Origin of the sequence: Pontibaca salina (genome assembly GCF_016307205.1) — a bacterium.
GTDB classification, from domain to species: domain Bacteria; phylum Pseudomonadota; class Alphaproteobacteria; order Rhodobacterales; family Rhodobacteraceae; genus Pontibaca; species Pontibaca salina.
In genome coordinates this window covers 403576-429687 of record NZ_JAEIJD010000002.1, presented here as the reverse complement: position 1 = coordinate 429687, position 26112 = coordinate 403576, and the positions used below count along the sequence as shown (strand labels likewise).

Genomic DNA, 26112 nt, shown 5'->3' with positions numbered 1-26112 from the left:
TAAGTCCTGCAGCCCGGCGCTTGCGGTGGTTCCGCCGTAACGTGTTTCTAGAACGCGGTATGGGTCATCGTGACGACCTCGTCATGGGTCAACTTCACCGATATCGGACTGACCGTGGCACCGTTATCGGCTTGCTGATTGTAGATGAGCTTTGAGTCGGGCTTCAGCGTCACAGCAAGGTTGATATCCGCGTTGCTGCCGGTCTGGTTAAACTCCAGCGTTGCATTCGAATGGAGTGTCCCCGAAATATTTGCAGTGCTATTTTCGCCACTTTGGGTGATGACAGTTGACGCCCCCGGACCCTTCGCCTTCAGATCAACCACCAGACCAGCCGCAGCCCCCTGCCAAGCGGTCAGCGTCATCGCCTTTCCTCTCAGGGTGATATCATGCGTCACTGCCTTTCCGGTGGCGGCGACAGTCAAGTCGACAGATTTTTCGCCTTTGCCCTCCAGCGTGATCAAGGATTCGAGCCTCGCCGCCTTGGCGTCTAGTGAAACGCTGTGCCCGCCTCTCCCGGAGAGATCGATGTCAATGTCACTGGGTTTCCACCCATCGACCTCAACGCGCAGGGCGATTGCGCTGCTTTCGGCAGTATCTTGGCGCAGTGTGACGGTGCCGAAATTGCCCGTGAGGCTGGCCCCGGACGCGCGGTCAGCCTTGCCGCTGTTCGGGTCAAACCCATGCACCGAATGGTCGTTTCCGATTTGGGTGATGTTGAGGTGCAGGATCGTCGGGTTGCTTTGATCAAAGCGAATCTCGTTGGCCTGGCCGGCGCTGGCGAAGCAAAGGGCGAGACAAAGCAGCGGCAGAGCCCGATGGAAAGGTAGAAACATGGCGGCCCCGTCAAAAACTACCCGCCCGGACAAAGCCCGGACGGGCGCTTTGGGGGCAGCGCCGCGCGCCGCCCCCTTGATTTGTTCACGAACTTTAGATGGCAGGGGCTTCACCCTGCGTGACGGTCACGGTGCCGCCTGCAGTTACGGTGTGCGATGCTTCATAGGTGGCGTTGCCATATTGGGTGATGCTGACACCACCGTCACCAGTGCCTCCCTCCAGCGTCAGGCCGCCCTCAAAAGCGTCCTGCGCTCCAGTCCGGTCACCCAATTTAATAGTATTGGTTTCTCCCAGTTGCTTCAGCGTTACTGTAGCAACATCGGTACCGGTCTTGCTAATATTAGCAAGGATGGTGTGTTTGTTATTTTGGCCACCTTCAAGACCGGTTTGCTCAAGGTCAAGTGTGAGGTTGCTGGCAGAGCTTTCGATATCAATCTGCGAGGCCGTATTTGCGACTTTCGCGGTGAGTATGTTGTCGCTGCCCTGCATATCAATCGAGACTTTGTCGCCAACTCCGGTTCCCGTGATGTCGAGGCTCGCGGTGTTGCTACTTCCGCCCTGAACAATGTTCAGCGTATCGAGCGAACCGGTGACTGTTGCTGGAGCCGCTGCGCTCACCCCAGCCTCACTAATCAAGTTCCCCGTACCCGACTGGGTGAATGTCAGGTTCGTAATTGAACCGGCACTTTGTTTAAAATTGATGTCATTCGCAAAGGCCACGCTGCCGGTCAGAGCGACCGTTGCGCCGATTGCCAAGGTTTTCAGAAATTTCATATTCTCTTCCTGTTTTAAAAGTTACGCGCCCTGACCTTAGTCAGAAAAACGCTTGGGTATCGCGCCAAGTTTCGGCTCGGTCCAAGACCTGTCACCGGCAGTATGGGCGATGTCTGTTATGCTGATTTTTTCGTCCACCAGCCTTTTTTAAACCCTTCTTCGGTTAGCTCCAGCACCGCCGCGGCAATCGCCAGCCGCACCGCCAGCGACACCGGCTCGTTCACCGCCCCGCCGGCCTCGAATGCCAGAATATCGTTGCCCAGAATATGCAGCCCCGAGATCCCGCTGCGGGCGCTGGTCACGGCTTTGCGGGCATGCACCGAAACCAGAACCTCGCCGGTTTTCACCGACACCGCACGCAGGATCACCCCAACCTGATCGGTCACCACCTCTTTCACGCCGTTGATGGATTTGAGCCCAAGCCCGCGCAGATTTTGAGACACGCTGCGATCATAAGACACCGCACCGCCGGTCAGAATGATCCCCGGCAGCAGCAGCGGCGAAAGCTGGCTGGCCTGCTCCTCGGGCAGCGAGGCAATGACAATGCGCCGCTCGGCCAGCACCGCATCGACATGCTCGCGTTCAACCACGCGGTACAGCTTGCCCTCGGCGGCGCGCTGCAGTTCCTGAACCAGAATCGACGATAAACCCTGCGGCAGCGCCGTCGACATTTCTGACACCGGGCGACTGCTGACCAGCCGCTGGCCGGATTGGTCATGAAAATTATAGACCCCAACCACGACCGGGTCGCTTTTGGGTGGCGGCGAGGAGGCAAGCGTTTCAAACACCGATTGCTGATCGACCATTGGCGGCACGGTCTGCAACTCAGGCACCGGAGAACAGCCCGCAAGGAGCAGCGCCGCCAGCAGCGCCGCCAGCAGCGCCGCGAACTTGTTTTTTTGAATCATTGGACGACCGGCAGCTCAATTGTGGTTGACCCATTTTCGTCATTGATGACCAGATTCACGATGCCGTCCAAACGGACATATTCGATCGTCACGTCACCAACAGTGATACTGCCGCTTGGTGCGCTGCCACTCAGCACTTCGGTCGAGAACCGCCGCGCGATTTCCACATTCAAATAGTTCGTGATCGAGGCCACCAATCGGTCGGTATTGGTCACAACCTTCCGGTTCGCCTCACGTTCGGCGGCCGCCCGTGCCGCTGCGATCTTGGCTTTCTCGGCATCCTCACGCTGCTTTTCATAGGTCAGGATGTTAAATGCCTGCGCATTATGCCCGCCAAACTGCGGCAGCTTCGGCGCATAGGTCAACTCAGCAGTCACTGGGGGGGCCAAAAAGCCGCTGATCACCATGTTTAAAGCCGCATATCTCAATAACCTGCGCTTAAAAATCGTAGTACCTCCCGCCTCCACAAGGGCTTGGATTCATCCAGCGTAAAGCAAAAAATACCATTGAAAAAACATTCGGCGGATCGTGGCGCCTGAGCGATTGATCAGGCAACTCTTAATTGATCACACCGTGACGGTCAGGCAGTAGGAAAGATCCGACCAATCCCACTGAAAACAGAGCTCTGGCGCAAGGTCAAGCCATTATGAGCCAGATTGACTTTCGGGCGCGGGCAAGGGTCCGGGATCACGCATCCACAGATCACGCTGGGGCCGCGCTGTCTCGATCCCGGCTTGGGCAAACCGCTCCGCAATCTCGTGATTCATGTCGGACTTGGCGCTCATGATCCAATTCACATCCCGCAGGATCGCTCGAATTTCAAAATGCAGTGCCCCATTCTCAAAACTCACCAACAGCACTGTGGGGCCGGGATTGGCCAATACCATCGGATGCGTGTTGGCGATCTCCAGCAAGATCTTTTCCACCTGCCTTGTGTCGCTGCCAAATACAACGTTGACGGGGATGATCACCCGCCCCACCGTGTTGCCACGGGTGTAATTGGTCACCGTGCCGCTGATCAGATCCGAATTCGGCACGATCACGTCCGAGCGGTCAAAAGTCTCGATCGTCGTTGAGCGCACCGAGATATCCCGGACATAGCCCATCAGCCCGCCAACCTCGATCCAGTCGCCCTTGGAGATCGGGCGTTCGATAAGTAGGATGATACCACTGACAAAATTCGACACGATGGTTTGCAGACCGAAGCCAATGCCGACCGACAGTGCGCCAGCGACAATGGCAAGCGAGGACAGATCGAAACCGGCAAGGGTGATGGCAACCAGCGCGGCAAGGAACACCCCGATATAGCCGGTCCCGGCAACGATGGCGTTCTGCGCACCCGGATCCAGCGCCGTCTTGGGCAGAATGTTGCCGCGTAAACCGCCTTTGATCAATTGGGTCAGCACATATCCAATGATGAAAACGACGACGAAGATCAGGAAATTGGTGGGCGAGATATAGGCTTCGCCGATCTGGAATCCGGTGATAAACTTGGTCCAGATCTCGGTCAGATCCGAGATGCGTGCCCCCCAAATCAGCGCCAGTATTGGCACCGCTGCCAGTGTCAGCAAAAACCCGATCAAAACGGCGGCGAGACTGTCGCGCGCGCCTTCACCACGACGGCTCAGCCACGCATAAACATCGACCAGAAAGCGATGAACGACCAGCGCCGAGGTGATCAGTGCAAAGGTCAGGACGACCGGAAACACCAGCGCCGAGGCTGCCTTGATATATCCCAGCGCCGCCAATACCGGCGCGATGACGGCCAGCAGAAAAACCATGCGCCGCGCGAAACGCACGACCTTGCCCAGTTCCGGCACCGCCGCGTCGATGTCGTCATCGGTCGCCGCGGTCGAGAAAAACGCCACCATCTGGAAACGCAACATAATCAGCGCTGTGATCACGATCACCGGAAAGTTCAGAACGGCAAGCGATGCGGCGGTGATGTTCTCGACCTCATTGAGCAGCTGAATCATACCGGCAAGCACCAACATCAGCGCCAGAAGATCGATCAATAGCCGCGTTTGCGAGCGATTTTCAGGATCGACCGGCAGCAATTGGTCGTCGTCATTGCCAATATAGATCTGGTCGCTGAGCCAGCGGAACACCAGCAGGACGGCACCCCAAGCGGGGATACGCTCCAGCAAAAGCGTGCCGCGAAAGCCGAACAATCCCGAAAGCAATGCCGCCTGCGTAAGCGCGACTATCCCGAGGAGCGGCAACAGAACCCGCGCCAGCGAAACCACAAAACGCCAAACGCCGGTTCCCTTGCCACCGAACTGGCGCATGTAGTTGCCAAAACGCTTCGACCACGCCCGCCCGCGCGCTAAAAGGATCAGGCCGACCACACCCAAAAGCCCGATCAGCGGCAGGCGATTGCTGAGGTTTTGCCGTACCGGCCGCGCATTCCATGCACTGCGCACTTCGGTCGCGATTGCCCCGGCGAACTGACGCACATCGTTCAAGGCCACTGGCCAATAGGTCGGGTTCAGCGGAATCGGCCCCCGCGCCACCATTTGCGCGGTCTGGCGTTCGCGCAAGGTGCGGTCGATCTCGGCAATCAGCCCGTCGGCGCGGTTATAGGATTCCTCCGCAACAATGCGCGGCACCCGCAGTTGGTCCAGTTGCGTGGTCAACCGCTGGCGCAGTTCGGCAATGTCCCGGGCCTCTTCCCGGTCTTCGGGTTTCGGACCAAGCGCCTCCAGTTGCGATTGCAGCGTGTCAATCCGTGACGAATTCTGGTCGCGCGTCGAGACGAAGGTTTCGCGGTATTCCGTCAGGTCGCTGCGCATCGCTTCCAGCGTCGCATCCGATGCGTCAACATCGTCGATCAGCGTTTCCGCACGCTCGGCCAAAGCCAACCATTGCCGTTGCGCGTCACTGTCTATTCCGTTGCCCTGCGCGGCCGCGACGCTCGCGAACGAGAGACAGACCAGCGCAGCGAACAGACGCAGCAGCCGGACCGCCTGTTTCATACGTCCTCGAATACGCCCGGGATGCTTGCAGGGGCCTTGTCCATCCAATCGGGCACCGGAAGCCCCTTGCTGGCCAAGAAATCGCGGTTGAACAGTTTCGACTGATAGCGTGTGCCGTAATCGCACAGGATGGTCACGATGGTGTGGCCCGGTCCCAGGTCACGCGCCAGACGCACCGCACCGGCGACATTGACGCCAGACGAGCCGCCAAGCACCAGCCCCTCTTCGTGCAGCAGATCAAAGACATAGGGCAGCGCCTCTTCGTCCGGGATCTGATAGGCGAAATCGGGCGTGAAACCCTTGAGATTCTCGGTGATGCGCCCCTGCCCGATACCTTCGGTGATCGAGTCGCCTTGGCTTTCCAGTTTGCCACTCGTGTAAAAGGAATACAGCGCCGCGCCCATCGGATCGGACAGCGCGATCTTGACGCCCTTGGATTGCAGCGCGTCAGCGACGCCCGCCAAAGTACCACCCGAGCCAACGGCAGCGGTAAAGCCGTGGACCTCTCCGCCGGTCTGCTCCCAGATCTCGGGGCCGGTGGTCTCGGCATGGGCCCGCCGGTTGGCGGTGTTGTCGAACTGATTGGCCCAGATGGCACCATTGGGTTCGGTTTTCGCCAGTTCTTTTGCCAGCCGTTCCGAATAACGCACGTAGTTGTTGGGGTTCCGGTAAGGGGCTGCGGGCACCTGGACCAATTCGGCCCCGGCAAGGCGCAGCATGTCCTTCTTTTCCTGGCTCTGGGTCTCGGGAATCACGATCACCGTCTTGAAACCCATCGACGCCCCGACCAGCGCCAATCCGATACCGGTATTACCGGCCGTGCCCTCGACAATGGTGCCACCGGGCCGCAATTCGCCGCGCGCCACCGCGTCGCGGATGATGTAAAGCGCCGCACGGTCCTTCACCGATTGGCCGGGATTCATAAATTCGGCCTTGCCCAGAATTTCACATCCGGTTTCCTCGCTGACACGGCGCAGCCGGATCAACGGTGTATTCCCTACGGCCTCGGCCAAATCGCGCGCGATGTGCATGATACCCTCTATCTGCTATTCGATTCCGATGTAGCTGCCTGTACGCGCAATCTCAAGCGATCTGACGCAATCGATCACGATGGCGCGCCAGCCAGAGCGCGGTGGTAACCAATGGCAAGTCACAGAAGTGTTGTGCGTCGACCCCTGCGATCAATTCTTCAAAGGACAGGATGCGGGTCAGGATATCCTCACCTTCACAGTCAAGACCGCCGCCTTCGGGGCGCACGGACAAATCAGCCAGACCAATGAACAGATACACGAACTCGGTGGAACTGCCGGTGCTGGAATAGACCTGCCCCGCCGGTTCGAGCGCACGCAGGGTCACCCCGGCCTCCTCCATCGCCTCTCGATGGGCGGTGGTTTGCGGGCTTTCGCCGGGGTCGATCTGGCCCGCCACCGGCTCCCAGACCCAGGGCGCCGGATCGCCGTTGATGTATAGCGGCGCGCGGAACTGCTGAATCAGCAACACCGCGTCGCGGACGGGATCGTAAGGCAGCACCACCACCGCCCGCGATGTCATAAGCGCCTCGCGGGTGTGAACCTCGCTCATCGTGCCATCATGGCGACGGAACCTGAGATCTTTTTTCTGAATTGCCAGAAACCCTGTATAGGGCTGACTTTCAGAAATCACCTCGACATTGCGCGCAACAGCCTGATCGGATGCGAATTCACGGTATTGCGCCGCCAAATAGGAATCGGCACGGCGGCGCATGGGAGGAACCAGAGCCGCCACCTCGCCCGCGTCAAGCCTGCCAAATTGGCCCATGATCTCCTCCGCCACCCGAAGGGTCAGGTCGCCCCAGTCGCGCAGCCAATCATCCAGAGACCAGGGCTCATCCATCTGGCAGTTATCTGGTGCGGCGCGGAAAATATCGGCCCCCACGCGCTGGCCGCTATCCGTTTCCACCGCGAGAGTGCTCGGTTCATGCTGGTACACGCTGTAATAAAACCGCAGCCGTGCTAGATCGTCAGCGCTGAGGTTGCGCAAAAGCAAGCCCCGTGCCCGCTGTCCGGCTTCTTCGCTGAGAACGGGCGACGCGAGTTCACCCCCCCTATATATTGCATGGTTGGGCAGCTCGGCGTCGATTAAGTCAATGCTAGCGCGGGGGCGATCCAGAACCAATTCCAACAGGGCCAAGTGGCGCATGGTGCCGTATAGAAAAATGTCACCCACAGATAGTTCCCTTTTCGTCCGTCAGCGCCATCGGGGCTTGAGGTATTGTCTTGCCAGTTCCGCCAGAACGTGCCGATCTCCAGCGCCGCAACATGAACCATTTGAACAATAAATTGCCGCAGTCAAACCGTAACGACATCACCCATGCAAGTCATCATTCGGAAGACACTCAGAAATCCCGGTCTTCGTAGGCGCGTAAAGCCGCCCCGCGCCCGTCTTTGGCCCCCACGATCGGTTCGGGATAAGTATCCTGCGGGTGCATTGGCCAATGGCGCGGGATGGCACGGTAGTAATCCAGCGCGGTTTGTGGCGGGTCTGCCTGCTCTTCGGCAATCCACGTCTTCACATAGACGCGCTCGGGATCGAATTTGACGCGTTGCGTTTCAGGATTGAACACGCGGAAATAAGGGGTCGCATCCGGCCCGGTCCCGGCGGACCATTGCCAGCCCAAGGCGTTGTTCGCCGGGTCCCAGTCGATCAGGCAGTCAGCAAACCAGTCCAATCCGATTTTCCAATGGCACAGCAGATGTTTGGTCAGATAGCTTGCGGCAATCATCCGACCCCGATTGTGCATGCGGCCAGTGACATACATCTCGCGCATGGCGGCGTCGACAAAAGCCATGCCGGTGCGTCCCTGTTGCCACGCCTTGACCGGGGCCAGCCGTTTATCGGTATTCCAAGGGAACGTATCCCAATCGGCTTTCCAGTTCTCACTCAGCAGGCGCGGCGTATGGTGCATCAAGTGATAGGCGAATTCGCGCCAGACCAGTTCTTTTTGCCAGATTTGCGCTCCCTGCGCCCCCTCATGCCGGGCCCGCGCGGCGGCGTGCCAGCAACGGTGCGGGCTGATTTCACCCAGCGCGAGGTTCTCAGAAAGCTGCGACGTCCCGTCCTGAGCGGGATAATTGCGGCTCTCGCCATAGCCCGCGACGATATCGCTAAGGAAGTAATCCAACCGCGCCAGCGCCGCAGCTTCACCCAGTTGCACATGCGGGCGCATGATGGCCGCTCCACGATCCATGCCAGCCCCCATCTGCCAATCGGCCAAATCATCGCTGTCAGGCCATTTATCAGGCGCAGGCACGGCTTCGGGCGCGGCCAACGGTTGCTCGACATCGCAGGTTTTGACCGCATTCCAGAACGGTGTGTACACCTTGTAATGCGTGCCGGATTGGGTCTGAACGCTCCCCGGTTCGAACAGCAGGTGGCCGCCGAAACTGCGTGCCGCGATCCCTTGCTGCTTTAACGCCGCCTTGACTGCGCTGTCGCGCGCAACACTACCGGGATCATAGAGCCGCGACCAATAGATCGCATCGGCACCGGTCTCATCAATCAGGCTCCGCAGCACGTCCAACGCCGCGCCGCGCCGCAGGATCAGGCGACTGCCCTTTTTGGCCAGTACCTGCGCGAAATGCTCAAGCCCAAGCCCCAGCCGCCATTTCGGGGCGGCCCCTAGGGTCTTGAATGTGTCATCGAGAACAAAAACCGGGATGATCGGTCCACCAAGCGCACAGGCGGCCCGCAGTGCCGGATGGTCGGACAGGCGCAAATCGCGCCTGAACCACAGGATCACCGGTGTTTTTCGACCGTTCATCGCCGAGTTTTGTCCATGTTTCCGACCGGTTGCGAACCGATGGCGCAAGCGGGCCAAAAACCCGCATGCGCCTTGTTGCTCGGCTAGATCTCAGTGGCCTTTAACTGTCGGCGCTCGTTCATCAAGCCGCGCAAGATTGCCCAGCACATCAGCAACAGCACCAGCGCGAATGGCAGCCCCGTCGAGAGCACCATTGCCTGCAACGCCCCAAGGCCGCCGCCCAGCAACAGTACGATCGCAACCGCCCCTTCCAGCACACACCAGAACACCCGTTGTGACACCGGAGCATCGACTTTCCCGCCTGCGGTAATTGTATCGATCACAAGGCTGCCGGAATCGGATGAGGTGATGAAAAACACCATCACCAGAACGATCCCTACCAGTGATGTCATTGACGCCAAGGGCATGATATCCAGCATCTTGAACAGTTGCAGTTCCAGCGCCGCGTCCTGCGCGACCGTATAGCCGTCATTGATCACCTGGCTGATCGCGGTGCCGCCAAAGATGCTCATCCACAAAACACAGACCAGCGACGGGATCAGCAAGACACAGATCAGAAACTCGCGCACTGTGCGGCCGCGGCTGACACGGGCAATAAACATGCCGACAAATGGCGACCAACTGATCCACCAGGCCCAATAGAATGAGGTCCAACCCTGCATGAAGTTGGTGTCAGCGCGCCCCACCGGGTTGGACAGGGCCGGAAGATACTGGAAATACGCCCCCATGCTCTCGACGAACCCTTTGAGCAAGGCCAGCGTCGGTCCCACGAGCAGCACGAAGAATAGCAGCAAAAAGGCCAACGCCATGTTGATTTCCGACAGCACCTTGACCCCGCCGTCAAGGCCCCGCAGCACCGAAACCAGAGCAATGGCGGTGATCCCGGTGATCAGCACGACTTCGGTCGCCGCCCCGACAGGGAAACCGAACAATTCGTTTAGGCCCGCACTTGCCTGTGTTGCGCCGAACCCCAACGACGTTGCCAACCCAAATAGCGTAGCGAACACCGCCAGCGTGTCGATGACATGGCCCCACCAACCCCAGACGCGCTCTCCCAGAAGCGGATAAAAAGCACTCCGAATAGTCAGCGGCAAGCCCTTGTTATAGCTGAACAATGCCAACGCTAAAGCCACCACAGCATAAATCGCCCAAGGGTGCAGACCCCAGTGAAAGATCGTCGCCGCCATGCCAAGGCGCATGGCCTCGTACTGATTTCCTGCCGCTCCGCCCAGTGGTGACCAATCACTGCGCAGGCCGTCCTCGCCCATTTCCACCCCGCCGAATGCGGACGAGAAATGCGTCATGGGTTCGGAGACGCCAAAAAACATCAGCCCGATCCCCATCCCGGCGGCAAACAGCATCGAGAACCAGCCCATATATGTATAATCGGGTGTTGCGTCGGACCCGCCCAGACGCACCTTCCCCCATGGCGAGACGATGAGGAACAGGCAGAACAGCACAAATATATTGGCCACCCCAATAAAGAACCAGTCAAACCCCTTGGTTACTACGTCGAACAACCATGAGAATATCACCTCGGACTGGGAATGGAACGCCAGTGTATAGAACACGAAGCCGGCGACGGTGAGGCCGGAAATCATAAAAACGGGGTTGTGAATATCAAAGCCAAAGGGCCCGACCGAACCTTCGACATTATCCTGACCGACATCGTAATCGGTTTCTATGACGGCGGCTTCGCCCTCGGGTTCGGGTATGCCCTGGCTTGCGGTTTCTTCGGTCATTAATTCACCCCTTTTTATATTGTCGTCCCAGGCTTGCCGGCTCATCAGGTCAAGTCAGCCCTCGCGCACGACCATTACGGACACCCCAGCCTTTCGGGCGATTTTGCCCCCATGCGAGGGAAACAGCGTATCGGCAACATTCGGCACGTGACTGGCCATCACCACAAGATCAGCGCCGGTTTCCTTACAGGCTTTCAGCAGCGTGTCGTCCATGTCGATACTGGGATCCGTGCTGACCATCGCGCGAGAACTGCTGCGGTGCCCATGAGTTGCCCCCTGAGAACTGGCGAAACTCTCAAGACTTTTGGCAAACTCTTCAGGGTTGCGCCCCTTCGGCCCAGGTGTGGACGCAGTGACCGCGACATAACAGACTTCAGCCTGATAAAGCCCGGCGAGATCTGCGGCCACTTGCAACGCACGTTCAAGTCGCGCGGCATGCGGGAGATCGACGGGCACCATAATTTTGGTAAACACGCTTTGTCTCCTTGTCCTGTTTGTCCTGCGGGTTGTCCTGCGGGCTTATTGCCCATTGGGCATTGGCTCTGCCTCAAACCCTAGCGCGAAAAGACGCATGAACAAAACCCTTTAGCCATTATTTCGATGTTGACTCGACAAATGGCAGATAAATATCGGTGTCACCGCCTGGCTCCAATGGGGCCAGAGCGCCGTTCAAGCGTTAACATCAACGACAATCCGGCCCTTGACCTGCCCTTTCAGAATATCCGCCCCCAAAGCAGGCAAATCCTCAAGCTTGACCGTCCTCACCATTGTCTCCAACCGGTCCAGAGGGAGGTCCGAGGCAATGCGATCCCAAGCGCGCCGGCGATTTTCATAGGGCTGCATGACGGAATCGATTCCCAAAAGATTAACCCCGCGCAGGATAAAAGGCGTGATCAATGCACCTTCGAGGGCTGCGCCTCCGGCAAGACCGATAGCTGCAACCGAACTACCGTATTTCATTTGCTTCAGCACCCGCCCCAGCATGGAGCCGGCCACCGCATCGATGCATCCTGCCCATGTTTCGGCTTCCAGCGGCTTGCGCGTCACCTCGATCAAGTCCTGACGCGGCACAAGGCGGCTCGCCCCAAGCGAGCGCAAATAGTCGCCGGTATCCGGACGTCCGGTCACCGCCGCTACCTCATGGCCCAAATGCGCCAGAATCGCGGTCGCGACAGATCCGACGCCGCCTGCCGCCCCAGTCACCAGAACCGGCCCTTGGCCGGGTTTCAGCCCCTGATCCTCCAAGGCCATGACTGCCAGCATTGCCGTCAGCCCGGCCGTGCCCACCGCCATCGCCTGCCGTGTGTTCAGCCCGTCGGGCAACGGTACCAGCCAGTCGGCGCGCACCCGCGCCTTTTGGGCATAGCCGCCCCAATGCGCCTCACCCACCCGCCAGCCGGTCAGCACCACCTTGTCACCGGGCTTGTAACGCGCGTCTTCCGACGCCTCGACGGTTCCGGCAAAATCGATACCCGGAACGTGCGGATAGCTGCGTACAAGACCGCCGCCGGACCCGATGCACAGCCCGTCCTTGTAGTTGATCGTGGAATACTCAACCGCCACGGTCACGTCCGCCTTGGGCAGATCGGCAAGAGTGATTTTCTTAACAGCGGCACTGGTTCTACCATCATCGTCTTTGTCGACGACCAAAGCGTTGAACTTTGTCATGCAACCTCCTGGTTTAAAATGGACTATATCCGTTGCAGCAGAGTAGCCTTCGACGGCGTGCCAATCCGATTCGGCGCCGCATTTTTCATGGTAAGCTTAGCAAATGCCCCGCAAATAGAAATCGGCTTGACGCAGACATGCAGCGATTTCTGCGTTATCCGGCATAGCCGAAGAATTTCCGCGCTTCTGGGAAGATACCCCTTCAAATGCGAAGATACCTGTCCTATATTCGAATTGTCCTTCGGGACTATGGACATAAACGCGCTCGTAATAAGCGGATCGGACCCGGGGGCGGTACCCGGCGGCTCCACCAAATACCGTTCATTTGGCGGACATGGGGCCGAAACAGGATCGACGAACGTCTAAAGGGGTTTGCTTTGTCTCGGCGGTCTGCCACCGTTATCGGCGAAAAAAGTACAATTGCAAATGACAATCGTGCTCCGGTTGCCGTTGCTGCGTAAGCAGTAACCAGACCGAAACTTAAGCCCTTGCGCCTAGCCGCGTAAGGCGGGGTTCGCAGGCACCTGGCAACAGAAGCCTGCACTTTCTAGTCCTTACGCCATATCCGATCGTCTGCAGTCAAATTGGCTGTCGCGACCCTTGCGCCAGAGGTGGCTAAGGGTTTTTTTATATCTACCTGTCTAAGCTGCTGCCAATCCCTTGATGAATTGGGAGGATGAGGCATAGCGATGCAGGACGAGACCGCCATGAAACAGGTGCCGCTAACTGAGATGCGGCCCGAAAGCACGCCAGAAAGACAGGTGCCGCGCGCGTTGGATGCCACTGAAAAAGCGGCTATCGTCGTGCGTTTGCTTCTGAACGAAGGGGCCGATCTGCCACTGGAGGAACTGCCCGAAGATCTCCAGATGCGCCTGACCCAGCAGATGGGGCAAATGGGGCTTGTGGATCGGGTCACGCTGGCCTCCGTAATCCTTGAATTTGCCGACGCGCTGGACAGTGTCGGCTTGGCCTTCCCTCACGGTCTGGCAGAGGCCCTGACAGCGCTGGATGGCCAGATCAGCGCCCAGACTGCCGATCGTCTGCGCAGAGAGGCTGGCGTGCGGCAGGCGGGCGACCCATGGACACGGTTACGAACCCGACCAGTGAAAGATCTTAAAGCAATGGCCGAGAGCGAAAGCATCGAGGTCGCTGCCGTCCTGCTTTCCAAGCTGGAAACCGGCAAGGCGGCCGAATTGCTTGGCACCCTGCCCGGCCCGCTGGCGCGGCGGATTACTTATGCAATCTCGCAAACCGGCGCGGTAACCCCCGCAGCGGTCGACCGCATCGGCCTGTCGCTGGCCAGCCAACTGGACTTAAAGCCGCCCCTTGCTTTTGAGCATGACGCTGGCGAACGGGTTGGCGAGATCCTTAATCAATCCCCGGCGGCGACCCGTGACGACATGTTGATCGGGCTCGACGAAACCGATGCCGATTTTGCACAGGTTGTGCGCCGCGCGATCTTTACGTTCGTCCATATTCCGTCGCGCATCCCTGCGCGCGACGTACCAAAGGTGGTTCGCGCCGTAGAGCAGGCGCAGTTGGTGACCGCGCTCGCTGGTGCTGCACAAGACCATCAGACCGAAGCAGCAGCAACGTATTTGCTCGATAATATGCCAAATCGTCTTGCAAACTCTCTCCGCGACGAAATCCGCGACAAGGGTCGCATAGATCCGCGGGACGCTGAAATCGCAATGACCGCCGTCACCGCGACGATACGTCAATTGCAGAAGGTTGGCGAAATCGAGCTATCGGTGTCCGAGGATGAAGGCCTAACCCCCGAATAAATTGCCCGTCGGTGCGGTCATTTTGGCATAGATGTCGCCGTTTACCTGCCTTGTTCCCGCGGTGACCCGCAGGACGTCTGTAAAGGCCTGCCCGACGGAGCTTTCCCTAATTGGCATTTACAATGTCTCTTTTGGTTTTTATGTTGAAGCGGCTGCAGTTCCCCTCGCGTCACGCCAAACGCGTCTGGCAGAAAGCTCAAGCAAGGACGAAGGAACATTCTGTGGACAAGACCCTAAGTAGTTCGCCTGTTTTCGAAGCTGATTTGGCCGGCGCATTATTGCACCGTTTGCCCGATGCACTGGTCGTTTCGGATGCTGATGGGCTGATATGCTTCTGGAATTCAGGGGCGGAACGAATTTTCGGCTTTACCGAAAGCGAAGCACTAGGGCGGTCGCTTGACATCATAGTTCCGGAAAATCTTCGGGCGCGGCATTGGCAGGGCTACGAACATACGATGAAGTCCGGCCAAACAAAATACGGCGCCGGCGACCTTCTGTCGGTGCCAGCGATCCGCAAGGATGGGCGGCGTATCTCGGTCCAGTTCTCGATCCTACCGTTGATGGATTCTGACGGTGAACTCACGGCAATCGCCGCTATCATGCGCGATGTCACCGCGGATTTCGAAGCCCGGAAGAAGCTGAGATCAGAAGTTGCGAAACTGCGGCAAGCTGCTGAAAGCGCGCCGTAAAGTCTGTGGCTCACAGGATCGAGCGATCCGCAGAAAGAGAGCCAGCGCCCATTTGACGCTGGCTCCAGATTTTTTCGGTTTCACCGGCCGTTATTCGCTAATCGACAGCGCTACAAACCGCGGATCAACACCACGGCGCACCAACAGAAGCAGCGATTTGCGCCCGGCCTCTTTCGCGTCCTCAATTCGCGTTTTCAGATCGCTCAGCGACTTAATCTTCTGCTGGCCGGCCTCGGTAATTACATCACCAGCGCGCAACCCCTTCTCGAAGGCTTCACTGGATTCGTCGACCGACAGCACAACCAGACCGTCGACAGTCTCGCCCACGCCCAGTTCGGCCCGCATATCGTCGGTAAGCCCGGTCAGGGACAGCCCAAGAACTTCGCCTTTTTCCGAGCTGCTTTCTCCTTGCATTGCTGCCGGAACCGCTGCTTCACCCTCTTCGCGCCGGCCCAATGTCACTTTGAACGTTTTGGTTTCTCCGTCACGCCAGACCGTCACACGCACAGATTTTCCGATCGCGCTATTACCCACCTGACGCACCAACGCACGTGTATCGGTGACATCTGCACCATCAAAATTGACGATGACATCACCGGCTTTCAGACCCGCTTCGGCTGCCGGACCTTCCGGAACATCGGTAATCAACGCGCCCGCAGCGGTCTTCAGACCCATGGCTTCGGCCACATCATCGGTTACATCCTGAATCCGCACACCCAGCCATCCGCGCCGGGTTTCGCCGAATTCCTTGAGCTGGTCGACAACGCGCGACACCACATTCGACGCCATGGAAAACCCGATCCCGATCGAGCCTCCGCTGGGCGACAGAATCGCTGTGTTCACACCGACGACGCCACCATCCATGTTGAACAACGGTCCGCCGGAATTGCCGCGATTGATCGCCGCATCGGTCTGGATGTAATCGTCATAGGTGCCCGAGAGCGCCCGATTTCGGGCCGAAACAATCCCCACCGAAGCAGAGAATCCCTGCCCCAGCGGGTTGCCCATGGCCAACACCCAATCGCCCACACGCGCCGTATCACTATCGCTAAAGCTCACGAAAGGCAGCGGCTCATCGGTTTCGACTTTCAAAAGCGCGATATCCGTATTCGGATCGGTTCCGATCACCTTTGCGCGCAGCTCGTTGCCCGAAAAGAACTCGACCGTGATTTCATCGGCCTGATCGATCACGTGGTTGTTGGTGACAACGAACCCATCCTCGGAGATCACGAATCCAGACCCCAACGCAGTGGACCGGCGGGGGCGGCTGTCCGGAGCGTGGCGGTCCTGAAATTCGCGAAAGAAATCTTCGAAAGGCGATCCTTCTGGAACGATACCTCTGGGCGCAGTGCCACGCTCTACCATGGTCGACGTGGTAATGTTGACCACGGCGGGGCTGACCTTCTCGGCCAAGGGCGCCAAACTTTCCGGTTTAGCCTGCGCGAGAACGGTTTGGGCCAGAACAAATAGCAGCGTCAGCGCGGCGAGCCAGATCATCCGCGGCTGCATCCGCGCGCTGCGCGTCTCTTGGTTCTTTAAGGTCATTGCCTGTGAATACACTTTGGCATCTCCTCCTATAGCTAAACGGTGATCACGATCCGGCTGGCAGATCATCAATCGGATTGTGCTATTATGTAGGCGTCAATCTGGCATGGGGAAGAGATATTGCAAAGCATCAAGCCGATGTGAAATCCATGCGGGTCTCTTACGCCCATCAAGGGGACGGCCCTGTCATGCACCAAGGGCGTGGGCAATCCAAAGCAGGATCAGCCCGAGTACAAAGGCCAGCGCCCCGATCTGGCGGCGCGCGGTGTCAGGCAGCGTTCGCAGCGCCATCAGCATCTGTTCGATAAGCGAAGGGGCCAGCACCCAGGCCAGCCCCTCTACGATCAGTACCAGCCCGAGGGCCAGAAATACGGTCGCGATCAATTGATCACCCCATCCTCATCCTGAGCGTCAGTTGCAGGTTCAGAGCTGCCCTCTTCGGCCGCGTCCTCAAGCCCCTGCGCATCAGCATCCTCTTCCAGTCGTTTGCGCTCTGCCTCTGGAAGATCCGGTGATATTTCGCTTTCTGGAGCAAGCTCGCGCAAACGCTCGAGATCGACATTGTCCATCTTCACCTCGCTTAACCCCTCGGCGCGGATGGCTTCGAATAGCGGTCCGACAAACTCGCTATCGGGCGAGATCACCAAGGTCGTATTCTTGGCCAGCAAGCTGCGCTCGAAAGCGCTGAGCGAGCGATAGAAGGCGAAGAACTCGGGGTTGTCGCCAAAGGCCTGTGCATAGACACGGTTGCGCTCGGCATCGGCTTCACCGCGGGTAATCTGGGCCTCGCGCTCGGCGTTCGAGACGGTTTCGACCACGGTGCGGTCGGCGGCAGCGCGAACACGCTGCGCCGCCTCGTTCCCGCGGGCGATCTCGTCCGCGGCTTCGCGTTCACGTTCGGCCCGCATCCGGGCGAAGGTCGCGTCAAGGTTCTGCTGCGGCAAGTTGGTCTGTTTCAACCGCACGTCCACGATCTCAAGACCCAGCCCTTCGGCGCTGGCGCGGGCCTGAGCACGAATACGCAAGGCCAGTTCGCGTCGTTCGGGTGACAGGATCGTATCCGATGTCACCTGATCGGCACCGAGCACCTCGCGGATCTGGGCGTTCAGGATTGACGACAGCCGGTCCTCGGCTGTGCGGATGCCTCCGATACCGACGGCCTGGCGAAACCGGACCACATCGGCAATCCGGTAGCGTGTGAAGGCGTCGACCACCAACCGCCGATCATCTGATGGCGTGATCTCAATCGTATCGGTGTCAAGCGACAGGATCCGGCGATCATATTTCACCACTTCCTGAATGATCGGAATCTTGAAGCCCAGTCCCGGCTCATCGATCACCTGACGGATCTGACCGAATTGCAGGACCAGCGCCTTTTCCCGCTCATCCACGATAAACACGGAAGCGAGCAAGCCAATCAGCGCGGCGATAGCAATCACCACAAAGAGCAAGGATTTGCGCATTAGTTGGTCCCTCCGGTCGTAATATTGGTGCCGGTACCGCCGGTTTGACCGGAGTTTCCTGTTGATCCGGAACGACGCAGCTCGTTCAGCGGCAGATAGGGTACAACGCCCTGCCCTTGTCCGCCGACCTCGGTCGACTGATCGAGCACGATCTTATCAACGTCGCCAAGCGTGCGTTCGATCGTCTCGAGATAGAGTCGACGCTGTGTCACTTCCGGAGCCTGATTGAATTCGCGCGCAACCGAGAGGAACCGGCTTGCTTCACCGATTGCCTCGTTGACGACGCGGGCGCGATAGCCTTCGGCCTGTTCGAGGACCTGAGCCGCCTCACCCCGTGCCTGAGCCAACACGCGGTTGGCATAGGCATCCGCCTGGCGTTGCAGTCGATCGCGTTCCTGTTCAGCGGCCTGCACTTCGCGGAACGAGTCGATAACTTCTGCCGGTGGGTCGGCGGTGTCGAGGTTGACCCGCACGATGCTGATCCCACTTTCATATTCGTCCAGCGTTTCCTGAATATTTTGCATCGCCGTGTCGGCGATGATGCCGCGATCACGGTTCAGGATCGGTGAAAGATTCGACGCAGCGATAATTTCGCGCATCACCGATTCGGAGACCGCCTGCACAGTCAGCTGCGGATCGCGGATGTTAAACAACAGCTTCGCGGGGTCGTTGATGTTCCACACCACCTGAAAGTCGATATCGACAATATTGGCGTCGGTTGTCAGCATCAATCCGCCGCCGTCGGCGCCGCGACCTTGCCCGATAGTCTCGGTACGCTCGGAGGTCACATTGACAACATCATATGTAACGAAAGGCCACGGCGCAAAGTTCAGACCCGGATGTCCAATGCCCGAAAACTTGCCGAGGAAAAGTTCGACAGATTCCTCTTCGGGTTTGACAGTGTATAGACTGGCCATCGCCCAGACAGCCGCACCGACCAGCACGCCAAGCCCAATGGTGCCACGGGTCAAGCGTGGCCCGCCGCCACCAGAGGCGCCACCGCCACCGCCGCCCTTGCCGCCGCGCCCCCCAATCAGGACACGCAACTGGTCTTGGCCGCGCTTCATTAGCTCCTCGATTTCGGGGATCTGCGGACGCTCACCCTCGGGACGGCGGCCTCCGCCGCGATTGTCATCTCCGTTGCCCCGGTTTCCCGGGCCACCGCCGGACGATCCGCCGCCGCCCCAGGGGCCACCATTGTTGCCCGCCATATAGTCATTTCCCCTTTATCAAAGCCGCATTATTTTGCGGCGTTGTCTCCTAATTGCGCATTGGCGCTGATTATTCAAGAACTGCGCGCCGCTGCGCGCATGGTCACGATTTCTTCGGCCATGGTGGGGTGCACCGCCACGGTGCGGTCGAAATCTTCCTTGGTCGCGCCCATCTTTACGGCAATGCCCGCAAGCTGAATCATTTCAGCGGCGTTCGGCGCAACGATGTGACAGCCCAAAATCTTGCGGGTTTCCTTGCTGACCACCAGCTTCATCAGCACCCGGTCCGCCTGTCCGGCAAAGGCGCTCTGCATCGGCTTGAAGCTGGTGCAATAAATCTCGACCGGCTCCTGCTCGCGCGCAGCTTCTTCGCTCAGGCCGATGGTGCCCATTTCGGGCTGCGTAAAGATCGCCGACGGCACCAGATCGTGATCCACCGGCGTGGGTTTCCCACCGAATACGGTGTGCACGAAGGCCATAGCCTCGCGGATCGCCACCGGCGTGAGATTGATCCGATCGGTTACATCCCCGATTGCATAGATCGATGGTACGCCCGTTTGACTGTATTCGTCAACGCAGATTTCGCCGCGCTGGCCAAGGGTTACGCCCACCCCTTCAAGTCCTAGATCAGCCGTATTGGGATCCCGTCCGGTGGCAAACATGACCATATCGAACACATTTTCATCGCCATTCGTCGCCTTGACCCAGATCGGGCCGCCATTGGCCTTGCGGGATGCTTGGGGGACAGGTTGCGATAGCGCCGAAGCCTCCTCCACTGGTGCGTGAAGGTGCTCTTCGCTCGCCGGGGCCATATCGACAATATTGGTGCCGGTGTGCAACGCAATGCCGCGTTCGCGCATCTGTTCGGCAATCAACCCGCGCGCTTCGCCGTCAAAACCGCGCAAGATCTGGGCACCACGGTAATATTGCGTCACTTCCACACCCAGCCCGTGCAGGATACAGGCGAATTCGCTGGCGATATAGCCCCCGCCGACGATCAGGATGGATTTCGGAAGTTCCGGAAGGTGAAAAATATCATCCGACACGATCCCCAGTTCCGCGTTGGGCAGATCGGGCCGTACCGGTTGGCCGCCAGTTGCCACCAAGATATGTTTGGCCGAGATCGTCTCGCCCGTTGAAAGCTCGACCGTGTGGGCATTCTTGATCCGCGCCCGCGCGTCATAGGAGGTGACGCCCGAATTCTTCAGCAAACTGCGATAGATACCTTCCAGCCGGTCCAATTCGCCTTCCAGATTCGTGCGAAAGGCCTGCCAATCAAAAGGACCTTGCTCCAAAGCCCAGCCATAGGCACGGGCCTGATCCACTGTTTCAGCAAATTCCGAAGCAAACACCATCAGCTTTTTCGGCACACAACCACGGATCACGCAGGTGCCGCCATAGCGATCCATTTCCGCCAGAGCGACCTTGGCCCCATATTCGCCCGCTGCCACGCGTGCTGCCCTTACACCGCCCGATCCGCCACCAATGACGAAAAGATCATAATCGAAACTCATGTGATGAAATCCTCAGTCTGTCTGATCGGTAAACAGGTTGTCACTCTCCGGAGCCTCCGGCAGATCACCATCGACCTTGCCTTTCTTGACGTCGCGCAGCTCGACCCGGCCATCGCCAAAACCGACAACGACGGTGTCACAGATATCGATGAACAGCCCGTTTTCAACCACTCCAGCAATCTGATTCAGGACCATCGCCAACTGGCGAGCGTCCCCGATGCGGTTCAGATGCAGATCCAGAATATAGTTACCCTCGTCGGTCACGAAAGGCGCATCACCATCCATTCTCAGGGCAGCCTCTCGGCCGAGAACATCCAACGAAATCAGCGCTTCCTCAATCAATCTTTGCGTCACCTGCCAACCGAAGGGAACCACTTCAACCGGCAAAGGAAAGGCACCCAGCGTCTCGACCTGCTTTCCGATATCGGCAATCACAATCATCCGGTCAGACGCCGTCGCGACGATCTTTTCCTGCAACAGCGCCCCGCCGCCGCCCTTGATCAGGTTCAGATCACTGTCGAATTCATCGGCCCCGTCAATGGTCAGATCCAGCCATTTGGCTTCATCAAGCGTGATCACCTCAATGCCGACTTCACGGGCCAACTCGGCGGTTCGGGTCGAGGTCGGCACGCCCTTGATCTGCAGACCATCGTCGCGCACCATTTCGCCCAGACGCCGCACCAGCCAGGCGGCGGTGCTGCCAGTGCCCAGCCCCACCTTCATTCCATCCTCGACGAAATCGGCGGCGCGTTTGGCGGCTACGAATTTGGCCTTGTCGTTCGGCGACAATTCTGCGGTCATAAGTGGCTCCGTTGTGAATTGGTCCGCTTATAGGAAAGATGCGCGCAGGGTGCGAGGGGCAATTGCCACACTGAACCTGCCACGCTATTTTAGGGCAGCATGACGGCGCAGTATCACAATGTCCTGATCGGGTCACCAGCCAAATCAGGGCAGCAGATTGCGTTTGCGGTCTTGTCGGCCCGTCCCGGCGTGTTAGTGTCGGCCAAGTGCGCGATGAGGATCCCCGGTGCGTAGCATCGATGGTGATCTTCTACGACTTCAGCCACAACAGGGTTTTGGCCCAGGGAAATTGCCAGACAGCAAAGCTGGCGCGAAATTTGCCGACTGCGATCTGCCTTTTGCGCGACGACAGTAGCGGCGGAGCAAAACGAGAGGCATATTATGTTTTTGTCGGTTTTCGAAATGTTTAAGATCGGCTTAGGACCATCCTCATCTCATACAATGGGACCAATGGTCGCCGCTGCACGATTTCTTGACCTGATGCGGGCGTCACCCTTTGGCTTTGAGGGGGTTCGTGCGTCGCTGCACGGATCGCTGGCTTTTACCGGTGTCGGCCATGCCACGGATCGCGCCACCATTCTCGGATTGGCCGGCTTTCGCCCCGATACCTACGATGCCGACGCGGCGCAGGCGGCGCTCGACGAGATTCATGCCAGCGCGCATGTTGCCCCCGACGGTCTGGGGCGGCTGCGCTTTGATCCGGCACGCGATCTGGTCTTTGACTACGACCGCACCCTGCCCGGTCACGCCAACGGCATGATTCTCATGGCGACCGACGCGCAGGGCGATGTCACCTTGCAAGAAACCTATTACTCGGTCGGCGGTGGTTTCGTTCTCACCGAATCCGAACTGGCGGCCGGGAAGGATACCGATGACGGCGCGCCGGTTCCCTACCCGTTCAAATCCGCCGCGCAAATGATGGAGATGGCGAATGCTTCGGGCAAAACCATCGCCGAGATGAAACGCACAAACGAACTGAGCCGGCTTAGCCACGCCGAACTGAAGACCGGCACGAAACAGATCTGGCAAGTGATGAATGATTGTATCGATCGCGGGCTTGAAGGCCAAGGTATCCTGCCCGGCGGCCTGTCAATCAAACGCCGCGCCCGTGGGATACATGAAGCTCTGCGTGCCGAGCACGGCCAGAACCTGACCGCGCCGCATGTGATCAATGACTGGATCGCAACCTATGCGATGGCCGTGAATGAGGAAAACGCCGCCGGCGGCAAGGTTGTCACCGCCCCGACCAATGGTGCCGCCGGTGTGGTGCCGGCAGTGATCCGCTATTATCTCGACCATGTTCCCGGATCCAGCAGCGCCAAAGTAGAGGATTTCCTGTTGACCGCTGCTGCTATTGGCGGGCTGGTGAAGTATAACGCCTCGATCAGCGGCGCCGAAGCTGGCTGTCAGGCCGAGGTCGGCAGCGCATCGGCGATGGCAGCGGCCGGATTATGTGCAGTTATGGGCGGTACGACCGAGCAGATTGAAAATGCCGCTGAAATCGCTCTCGAGCACCACCTCGGCATGACCTGTGATCCGGTCAAGGGACTGGTTCAGGTGCCCTGTATCGAACGCAACGGTCTGGGTGCGATCAAGGCTGTATCCGCGGCCTCGCTCAGTCTGCGTGGCGATGGGACCCATTTCGTGCCGCTGGATGCCTGTATCGAAACTATGCGCCAAACAGGCGAGGATATGCATCACAAATACAAGGAAACTGCGCTTGGCGGATTGGCCGTGAATGTGCCGAACTGTTAACCATCGGTAGCTACGAGGTTTATCCGCGCGACAGCGACATGCGAGAGGCACTGTCTGATCAGACGGGTGCCTCACCGTCGTGCAAAATCGCGTTACTGGACACCAGTTGTCCTTGGCGCTGTCGTCGCAAGCCTCGTCTTGTGTTTCGCGCTCACCGCGCTAGCGTGAATGGTTATAAATCAACAAAGGAGCTTGCCATGTTCCGTTTGCGCACCGCCCTGACTTTGTGTTTCGCCCTTGCTCTGCCGCAGATCGCACTTGCGGCACAATGCGGCAACGACAGCGCCGGCTTTAGGGCGTGGAAGGGCGAGTTTGCGCAAGAGGCCAAGCGCGCCGGTGTCGGGAAGCGTGGCCTTGAGGCGTTGGCGCAAGCGCAATACTCTACGCGCACGATCGCGGCAGATCGCAATCAGAGATCGTTCAAATATTCGCTGGACAAGTTCATGCAAGTGCGCGGCGCGGATACGATCGTGGCACAAGGGCGCCGACACAAGGCACGCAATCCCGAGTTCTACGCGGCGCTGGAACGCCAATACGGCGTGCCCGCTGGCGTTTTGATTGCGATTCACGGGATGGAAACCGGCTTTGGCAACTTCATGGGCGATACGCCAGTCGTCTCGGCGATCACAACGCTGGCCTATGACTGCCGACGCTCGGATTTCTTTGTGCCGCACGCTATCGGCGCCTTGAAACTGGTCGATCACGGCGCGATCACCGGCGCCACATTGGGGGCCAGACATGGCGAGTTGGGCCACACCCAGTTCTTGCCCGGCAATGCGTTGACCTATGGCGTGGATGCCACGGGCAGTGGATCGGTTAATTTCTACAACATCACGGACGCGCTGGCCTCGACCGCCAATTACCTGCGCCAGAAGGGGTGGCGCACCGGTCATGGCTACCAGCCAGGAGAGCCGAATTTCGCGATGATTCGGGAATGGAATGCCGCGAGCGTCTACCAGCAGGCCATCGCAATCATGGCCGCACGTATTGACAGATGACTGACCGCCACGGCGCGATCTGGCGATGCGGCTTCTAAGATTGCTGGTTCCGCTTCTAGCGAGACAAGGCCAGCCCATTAGCCGAGCGGTCACATTTTTAAAGGTTGTGGCCGCCAAACCAATTCTAATAGCTAAATTGCGAAACATGCTGACGTAGCCGATTATTGTTCCGCCGAAGATCAGCAGGAGGGTGAAAAAGACCGCCCCCTGCTCAACAAGTTGTTCGGAGGAGACAATGCCATGCAACACAATCTTAAAATCCATCCGCAGGTCGATAATGGCGTCGAGCCCGCGTCCGAAGGGTTTACTGGCGGAACATTGACCTGTCACTGTGCCACCAACCCGGTTCGAGTGAAGCTTTCTGCGCAGACGGCACATAACCATGTCTGTGGCTGTACAAAATGCTGGAAGCCAAATGGCGCAGTGTTTTCACAGGTTGCCGTCATTGCCCGGGATCATGTCGACATCAGCGAGAACGCCGACAAGCTGGAAGTCGTCGATCCATCTGCCGTGATCCAACGACATGCCTGTAAAGAGTGCGGGGTTCACATGTATGGCCGCATCGAAGATGCCGACCATCCATTTCACGGGCTCGACTTCGTTCATACCGAACTATCACAGGAAAAGGGCTGGGCCCCTGCCGAATTCGCCGCCTTCGTATCGTCGATAATCGAGAGCGGTGTCGATCCCGAATTGATGCCCGCCTATCGCGCCCGCCTCAGCGAACTTGGGTTGCCGCCCTATGATTGCCTGTCGCCGGCATTGATGGATGCCATTGCCAGTCACGTTTACAAATCCCGGCACGCTTGAACCCTTGTACACTGGCTTGCCTGTTAGCCATCCCGCCAAACCTCTGGCCGGACGCGTAAAATTTGCGCGACTGATGCGATTGAATTTGTTAAGCTCCCGGCGGGGAGGAACACATAATTGAAGCCCCTAGACGATAAACATAGTCTTGCGATGATTCGCGCGGCTCTCGTGATCGATGATCATCCGCTCTATTGCGATGCATTGGCGTCGACTCTCAAGCGAATTTACCAGCTCCAGACGGTCAAGACGGCGACAACCCTCAGCGACGCGATGAAATTGCTCAGTCCGCGCTTCATGCCGGATCTGGTGGTCTTGGATCTCAGGCTGCCGGATGTAACCGGCCTGAGCGGCCTTCTGAAAATCCGGGACAGGATGCCAGACGTACCGATTCTGGTCATCTCGGCAGTCTCTTCGAACGAAACAATCCAAGCCTTGATGGAGGCAGGCGCGGCCGGGTTCGTGCCCAAGGACGCGTCGCCCAAGGTGTTGCAGAATGCGTTGATGGTCGTGCGCGAAGGGCAAAAATACCTTCCGCCGGGTTACACCGCCCCGTCCGGGCCCTCCGGCGACGCGCTGTCCACATGTGAAATCGCGCGCAAGATCGCGGACCTGACCCCACAGCAGGCACGGATCATGAAACTGATCTGTGCCGGCAAGCCCAACAAGCAGATCGCCTATGAGATGTCTTTGGCCGAGGCCACAGTGAAGGCGCATATTACTGCGCTTTTGCGCCGGCTTGGCGTTCACAACCGCACCCAAGCGGCGATGTTGGTCCGCAGTGCGGGCCTCGATCCGAACGCCCAGATTTCGGATGCCGATCTGCGCGCGCTGCTGAGCTGATT

Annotated in this window: 23 protein-coding genes and 1 other RNA gene; 7 read left to right on the top strand and 17 right to left on the bottom strand. The window is 58.6% G+C overall.

The window, feature by feature from the left end; genetic code table 11:
• Positions 1-47: 47 nt before the first annotated feature.
• The 11 genes from JAO82_RS04730 to JAO82_RS04680 form a co-directional block, all read right to left on the bottom strand.
• Positions 48-833 (bottom strand): hypothetical protein, encoded by a 786-nt coding sequence (locus JAO82_RS04730; protein ID WP_198685181.1) that lies wholly within the window; start codon positions 831-833, stop codon positions 48-50.
• 94 nt (positions 834-927) lie between these two features.
• Positions 928-1608, bottom strand: coding sequence for a hypothetical protein (locus JAO82_RS04725; RefSeq protein WP_198685180.1), 681 nt, complete (start codon positions 1606-1608; stop codon positions 928-930).
• 116 nt (positions 1609-1724) lie between these two features.
• Positions 1725-2516, bottom strand: coding sequence for a CsgG/HfaB family protein (locus JAO82_RS04720; RefSeq protein WP_198685179.1), 792 nt, complete (start codon positions 2514-2516; stop codon positions 1725-1727).
• Positions 2513-2923 carry a curli assembly protein CsgF gene (locus JAO82_RS04715; RefSeq protein ID WP_232897219.1) on the bottom strand — a complete coding sequence of 137 codons (411 nt, stop codon included), beginning with the start codon at positions 2921-2923 and terminating at the stop codon, positions 2513-2515. The genes JAO82_RS04720 and JAO82_RS04715 overlap by 4 nt, the downstream gene beginning before the upstream one ends.
• A 237-nt stretch (positions 2924-3160) precedes the next feature.
• Positions 3161-5491, bottom strand: a complete 2331-nt coding sequence (locus JAO82_RS04710; protein WP_198685177.1) for a DUF3772 domain-containing protein — start codon at positions 5489-5491, stop codon at positions 3161-3163.
• On the bottom strand, positions 5488-6522 hold the full coding sequence (locus JAO82_RS04705; protein ID WP_198685176.1) for a cysteine synthase A: 1035 nt from the start codon (positions 6520-6522) through the stop codon (positions 5488-5490). Before JAO82_RS04705 ends, JAO82_RS04710 begins: the two co-directional genes overlap by 4 nt.
• Positions 6523-6574: 52 nt before the next feature.
• Positions 6575-7696, bottom strand: coding sequence for an NUDIX domain-containing protein (locus JAO82_RS14420; protein ID WP_198685175.1), 1122 nt, complete (start codon positions 7694-7696; stop codon positions 6575-6577).
• Positions 7697-7865: 169 nt separating this feature from the next.
• Entirely contained in the window at positions 7866-9290 is a 1425-nt protein-coding gene (locus JAO82_RS04695) for a cryptochrome/photolyase family protein (protein WP_198685174.1), read from the bottom strand.
• 83 nt (positions 9291-9373) lie between these two features.
• The gene (locus JAO82_RS04690; protein ID WP_198685173.1) at positions 9374-11032 is read right to left on the bottom strand and encodes a BCCT family transporter; all 1659 of its coding nucleotides are present in this window, start codon (positions 11030-11032) and stop codon (positions 9374-9376) included.
• A gap of 54 nt (positions 11033-11086) precedes the next feature.
• Positions 11087-11506, bottom strand: coding sequence for a universal stress protein (locus JAO82_RS04685; RefSeq protein ID WP_198685172.1), 420 nt, complete (start codon positions 11504-11506; stop codon positions 11087-11089).
• 195 nt (positions 11507-11701) lie between these two features.
• Complete coding sequence (locus JAO82_RS04680; protein ID WP_198685171.1) at positions 11702-12700, bottom strand: MDR family oxidoreductase; 999 nt, start codon at positions 12698-12700, stop codon at positions 11702-11704.
• Between the two features lie 197 nt (positions 12701-12897).
• Here JAO82_RS04680 and ssrA point away from each other — a divergent pair.
• From ssrA to JAO82_RS04665, 3 genes are all read left to right on the top strand, one after another.
• Positions 12898-13245, top strand: a transfer-messenger RNA (tmRNA) gene (gene ssrA, locus JAO82_RS04675).
• Between the two features lie 144 nt (positions 13246-13389).
• A complete protein-coding gene (locus JAO82_RS04670; protein ID WP_332872483.1) occupies positions 13390-14484 on the top strand; it encodes a flagellar motor switch protein FliG in 1095 nt (364 codons plus the stop codon).
• 221 nt (positions 14485-14705) lie between these two features.
• A complete protein-coding gene (locus tag JAO82_RS04665; RefSeq protein WP_198685170.1) occupies positions 14706-15173 on the top strand; it encodes a PAS domain-containing protein in 468 nt (155 codons plus the stop codon).
• A gap of 90 nt (positions 15174-15263) precedes the next feature.
• On the opposite strand, the gene JAO82_RS04660 is transcribed toward JAO82_RS04665, so the two are convergent.
• The 6 genes from JAO82_RS04660 to rpiA all read right to left on the bottom strand — a co-directional run bounded on the left by JAO82_RS04660 (position 15264) and on the right by rpiA (position 21707).
• The gene (locus JAO82_RS04660; protein WP_198685169.1) at positions 15264-16718 is read right to left on the bottom strand and encodes a Do family serine endopeptidase; all 1455 of its coding nucleotides are present in this window, start codon (positions 16716-16718) and stop codon (positions 15264-15266) included.
• A 186-nt stretch (positions 16719-16904) separates the two neighbouring features.
• A complete protein-coding gene (locus JAO82_RS04655) occupies positions 16905-17102 on the bottom strand; it encodes a DUF2065 domain-containing protein (RefSeq protein ID WP_232897218.1) in 198 nt (65 codons plus the stop codon).
• Positions 17099-18181 carry a protease modulator HflC gene (gene hflC / locus JAO82_RS04650; protein ID WP_198685168.1) on the bottom strand — a complete coding sequence of 361 codons (1083 nt, stop codon included), beginning with the start codon at positions 18179-18181 and terminating at the stop codon, positions 17099-17101. Before hflC ends, JAO82_RS04655 begins: the two co-directional genes overlap by 4 nt.
• Positions 18181-19392 carry an FtsH protease activity modulator HflK gene (gene hflK, locus JAO82_RS04645; protein ID WP_198685167.1) on the bottom strand — a complete coding sequence of 404 codons (1212 nt, stop codon included), beginning with the start codon at positions 19390-19392 and terminating at the stop codon, positions 18181-18183. Before hflK ends, hflC begins: the two co-directional genes overlap by 1 nt.
• Positions 19393-19466: 74 nt before the next feature.
• Positions 19467-20906, bottom strand: coding sequence for an FAD-dependent oxidoreductase (locus JAO82_RS04640; RefSeq protein WP_198685166.1), 1440 nt, complete (start codon positions 20904-20906; stop codon positions 19467-19469).
• Positions 20907-20918: 12 nt separating this feature from the next.
• Complete coding sequence (gene rpiA / locus JAO82_RS04635; protein ID WP_198685165.1) at positions 20919-21707, bottom strand: ribose-5-phosphate isomerase RpiA; 789 nt, start codon at positions 21705-21707, stop codon at positions 20919-20921.
• Between the two features lie 381 nt (positions 21708-22088).
• On the opposite strand from rpiA, the gene JAO82_RS04630 reads away from it, so the two are divergent.
• The 4 genes from JAO82_RS04630 to JAO82_RS04615 all read left to right on the top strand — a co-directional run bounded on the left by JAO82_RS04630 (position 22089) and on the right by JAO82_RS04615 (position 26110).
• Positions 22089-23462, top strand: coding sequence for an L-serine ammonia-lyase (locus JAO82_RS04630; protein ID WP_198685164.1), 1374 nt, complete (start codon positions 22089-22091; stop codon positions 23460-23462).
• Between the two features lie 197 nt (positions 23463-23659).
• A complete protein-coding gene (locus tag JAO82_RS04625) occupies positions 23660-24460 on the top strand; it encodes a lytic murein transglycosylase (RefSeq protein WP_198685163.1) in 801 nt (266 codons plus the stop codon).
• 240 nt (positions 24461-24700) lie between these two features.
• On the top strand, positions 24701-25270 hold the full coding sequence (gfa, locus tag JAO82_RS04620; protein WP_198685162.1) for an S-(hydroxymethyl)glutathione synthase: 570 nt from the start codon (positions 24701-24703) through the stop codon (positions 25268-25270).
• A gap of 117 nt (positions 25271-25387) precedes the next feature.
• Positions 25388-26110, top strand: a complete 723-nt coding sequence (locus JAO82_RS04615; RefSeq protein ID WP_232897217.1) for a response regulator — start codon at positions 25388-25390, stop codon at positions 26108-26110.
• Positions 26111-26112 lie beyond the last annotated feature (2 nt).

Bases quoted from the DNA above. Each gene is read 5' to 3' on its own strand.
- JAO82_RS04730 (WP_198685181.1), bottom strand. From the start codon at position 833: ATGTTTCTACCTTTCCATCGGGCTCTGCCGCTGCTTTGTCTCGCCCTT.
- JAO82_RS04725 (WP_198685180.1), bottom strand. From the start codon at position 1,608: ATGAAATTTCTGAAAACCTTGGCAATCGGCGCAACGGTCGCTCTGACC.
- JAO82_RS04720 (WP_198685179.1), bottom strand. From the start codon at position 2,516: ATGATTCAAAAAAACAAGTTCGCGGCGCTGCTGGCGGCGCTGCTGGCG.
- JAO82_RS04715 (WP_232897219.1), bottom strand. From the start codon at position 2,923: ATGGTGATCAGCGGCTTTTTGGCCCCCCCAGTGACTGCTGAGTTGACC.
- JAO82_RS04710 (WP_198685177.1), bottom strand. From the start codon at position 5,491: ATGAAACAGGCGGTCCGGCTGCTGCGTCTGTTCGCTGCGCTGGTCTGT.
- JAO82_RS04705 (WP_198685176.1), bottom strand. From the start codon at position 6,522: ATGCACATCGCGCGCGATTTGGCCGAGGCCGTAGGGAATACACCGTTG.
- JAO82_RS04695 (WP_198685174.1), bottom strand. From the start codon at position 9,290: ATGAACGGTCGAAAAACACCGGTGATCCTGTGGTTCAGGCGCGATTTG.
- JAO82_RS04690 (WP_198685173.1), bottom strand. From the start codon at position 11,032: ATGACCGAAGAAACCGCAAGCCAGGGCATACCCGAACCCGAGGGCGAA.
- JAO82_RS04680 (WP_198685171.1), bottom strand. From the start codon at position 12,700: ATGACAAAGTTCAACGCTTTGGTCGTCGACAAAGACGATGATGGTAGA.
- JAO82_RS04670 (WP_332872483.1), top strand. From the start codon at position 13,390: ATGCAGGACGAGACCGCCATGAAACAGGTGCCGCTAACTGAGATGCGG.
- JAO82_RS04660 (WP_198685169.1), bottom strand. From the start codon at position 16,718: ATGACCTTAAAGAACCAAGAGACGCGCAGCGCGCGGATGCAGCCGCGG.
- hflC (WP_198685168.1), bottom strand. From the start codon at position 18,181: ATGCGCAAATCCTTGCTCTTTGTGGTGATTGCTATCGCCGCGCTGATT.
- hflK (WP_198685167.1), bottom strand. From the start codon at position 19,392: ATGGCGGGCAACAATGGTGGCCCCTGGGGCGGCGGCGGATCGTCCGGC.
- JAO82_RS04640 (WP_198685166.1), bottom strand. From the start codon at position 20,906: ATGAGTTTCGATTATGATCTTTTCGTCATTGGTGGCGGATCGGGCGGT.
- rpiA (WP_198685165.1), bottom strand. From the start codon at position 21,707: ATGACCGCAGAATTGTCGCCGAACGACAAGGCCAAATTCGTAGCCGCC.
- JAO82_RS04630 (WP_198685164.1), top strand. From the start codon at position 22,089: ATGTTTTTGTCGGTTTTCGAAATGTTTAAGATCGGCTTAGGACCATCC.
- JAO82_RS04625 (WP_198685163.1), top strand. From the start codon at position 23,660: ATGTTCCGTTTGCGCACCGCCCTGACTTTGTGTTTCGCCCTTGCTCTG.
- gfa (WP_198685162.1), top strand. From the start codon at position 24,701: ATGCAACACAATCTTAAAATCCATCCGCAGGTCGATAATGGCGTCGAG.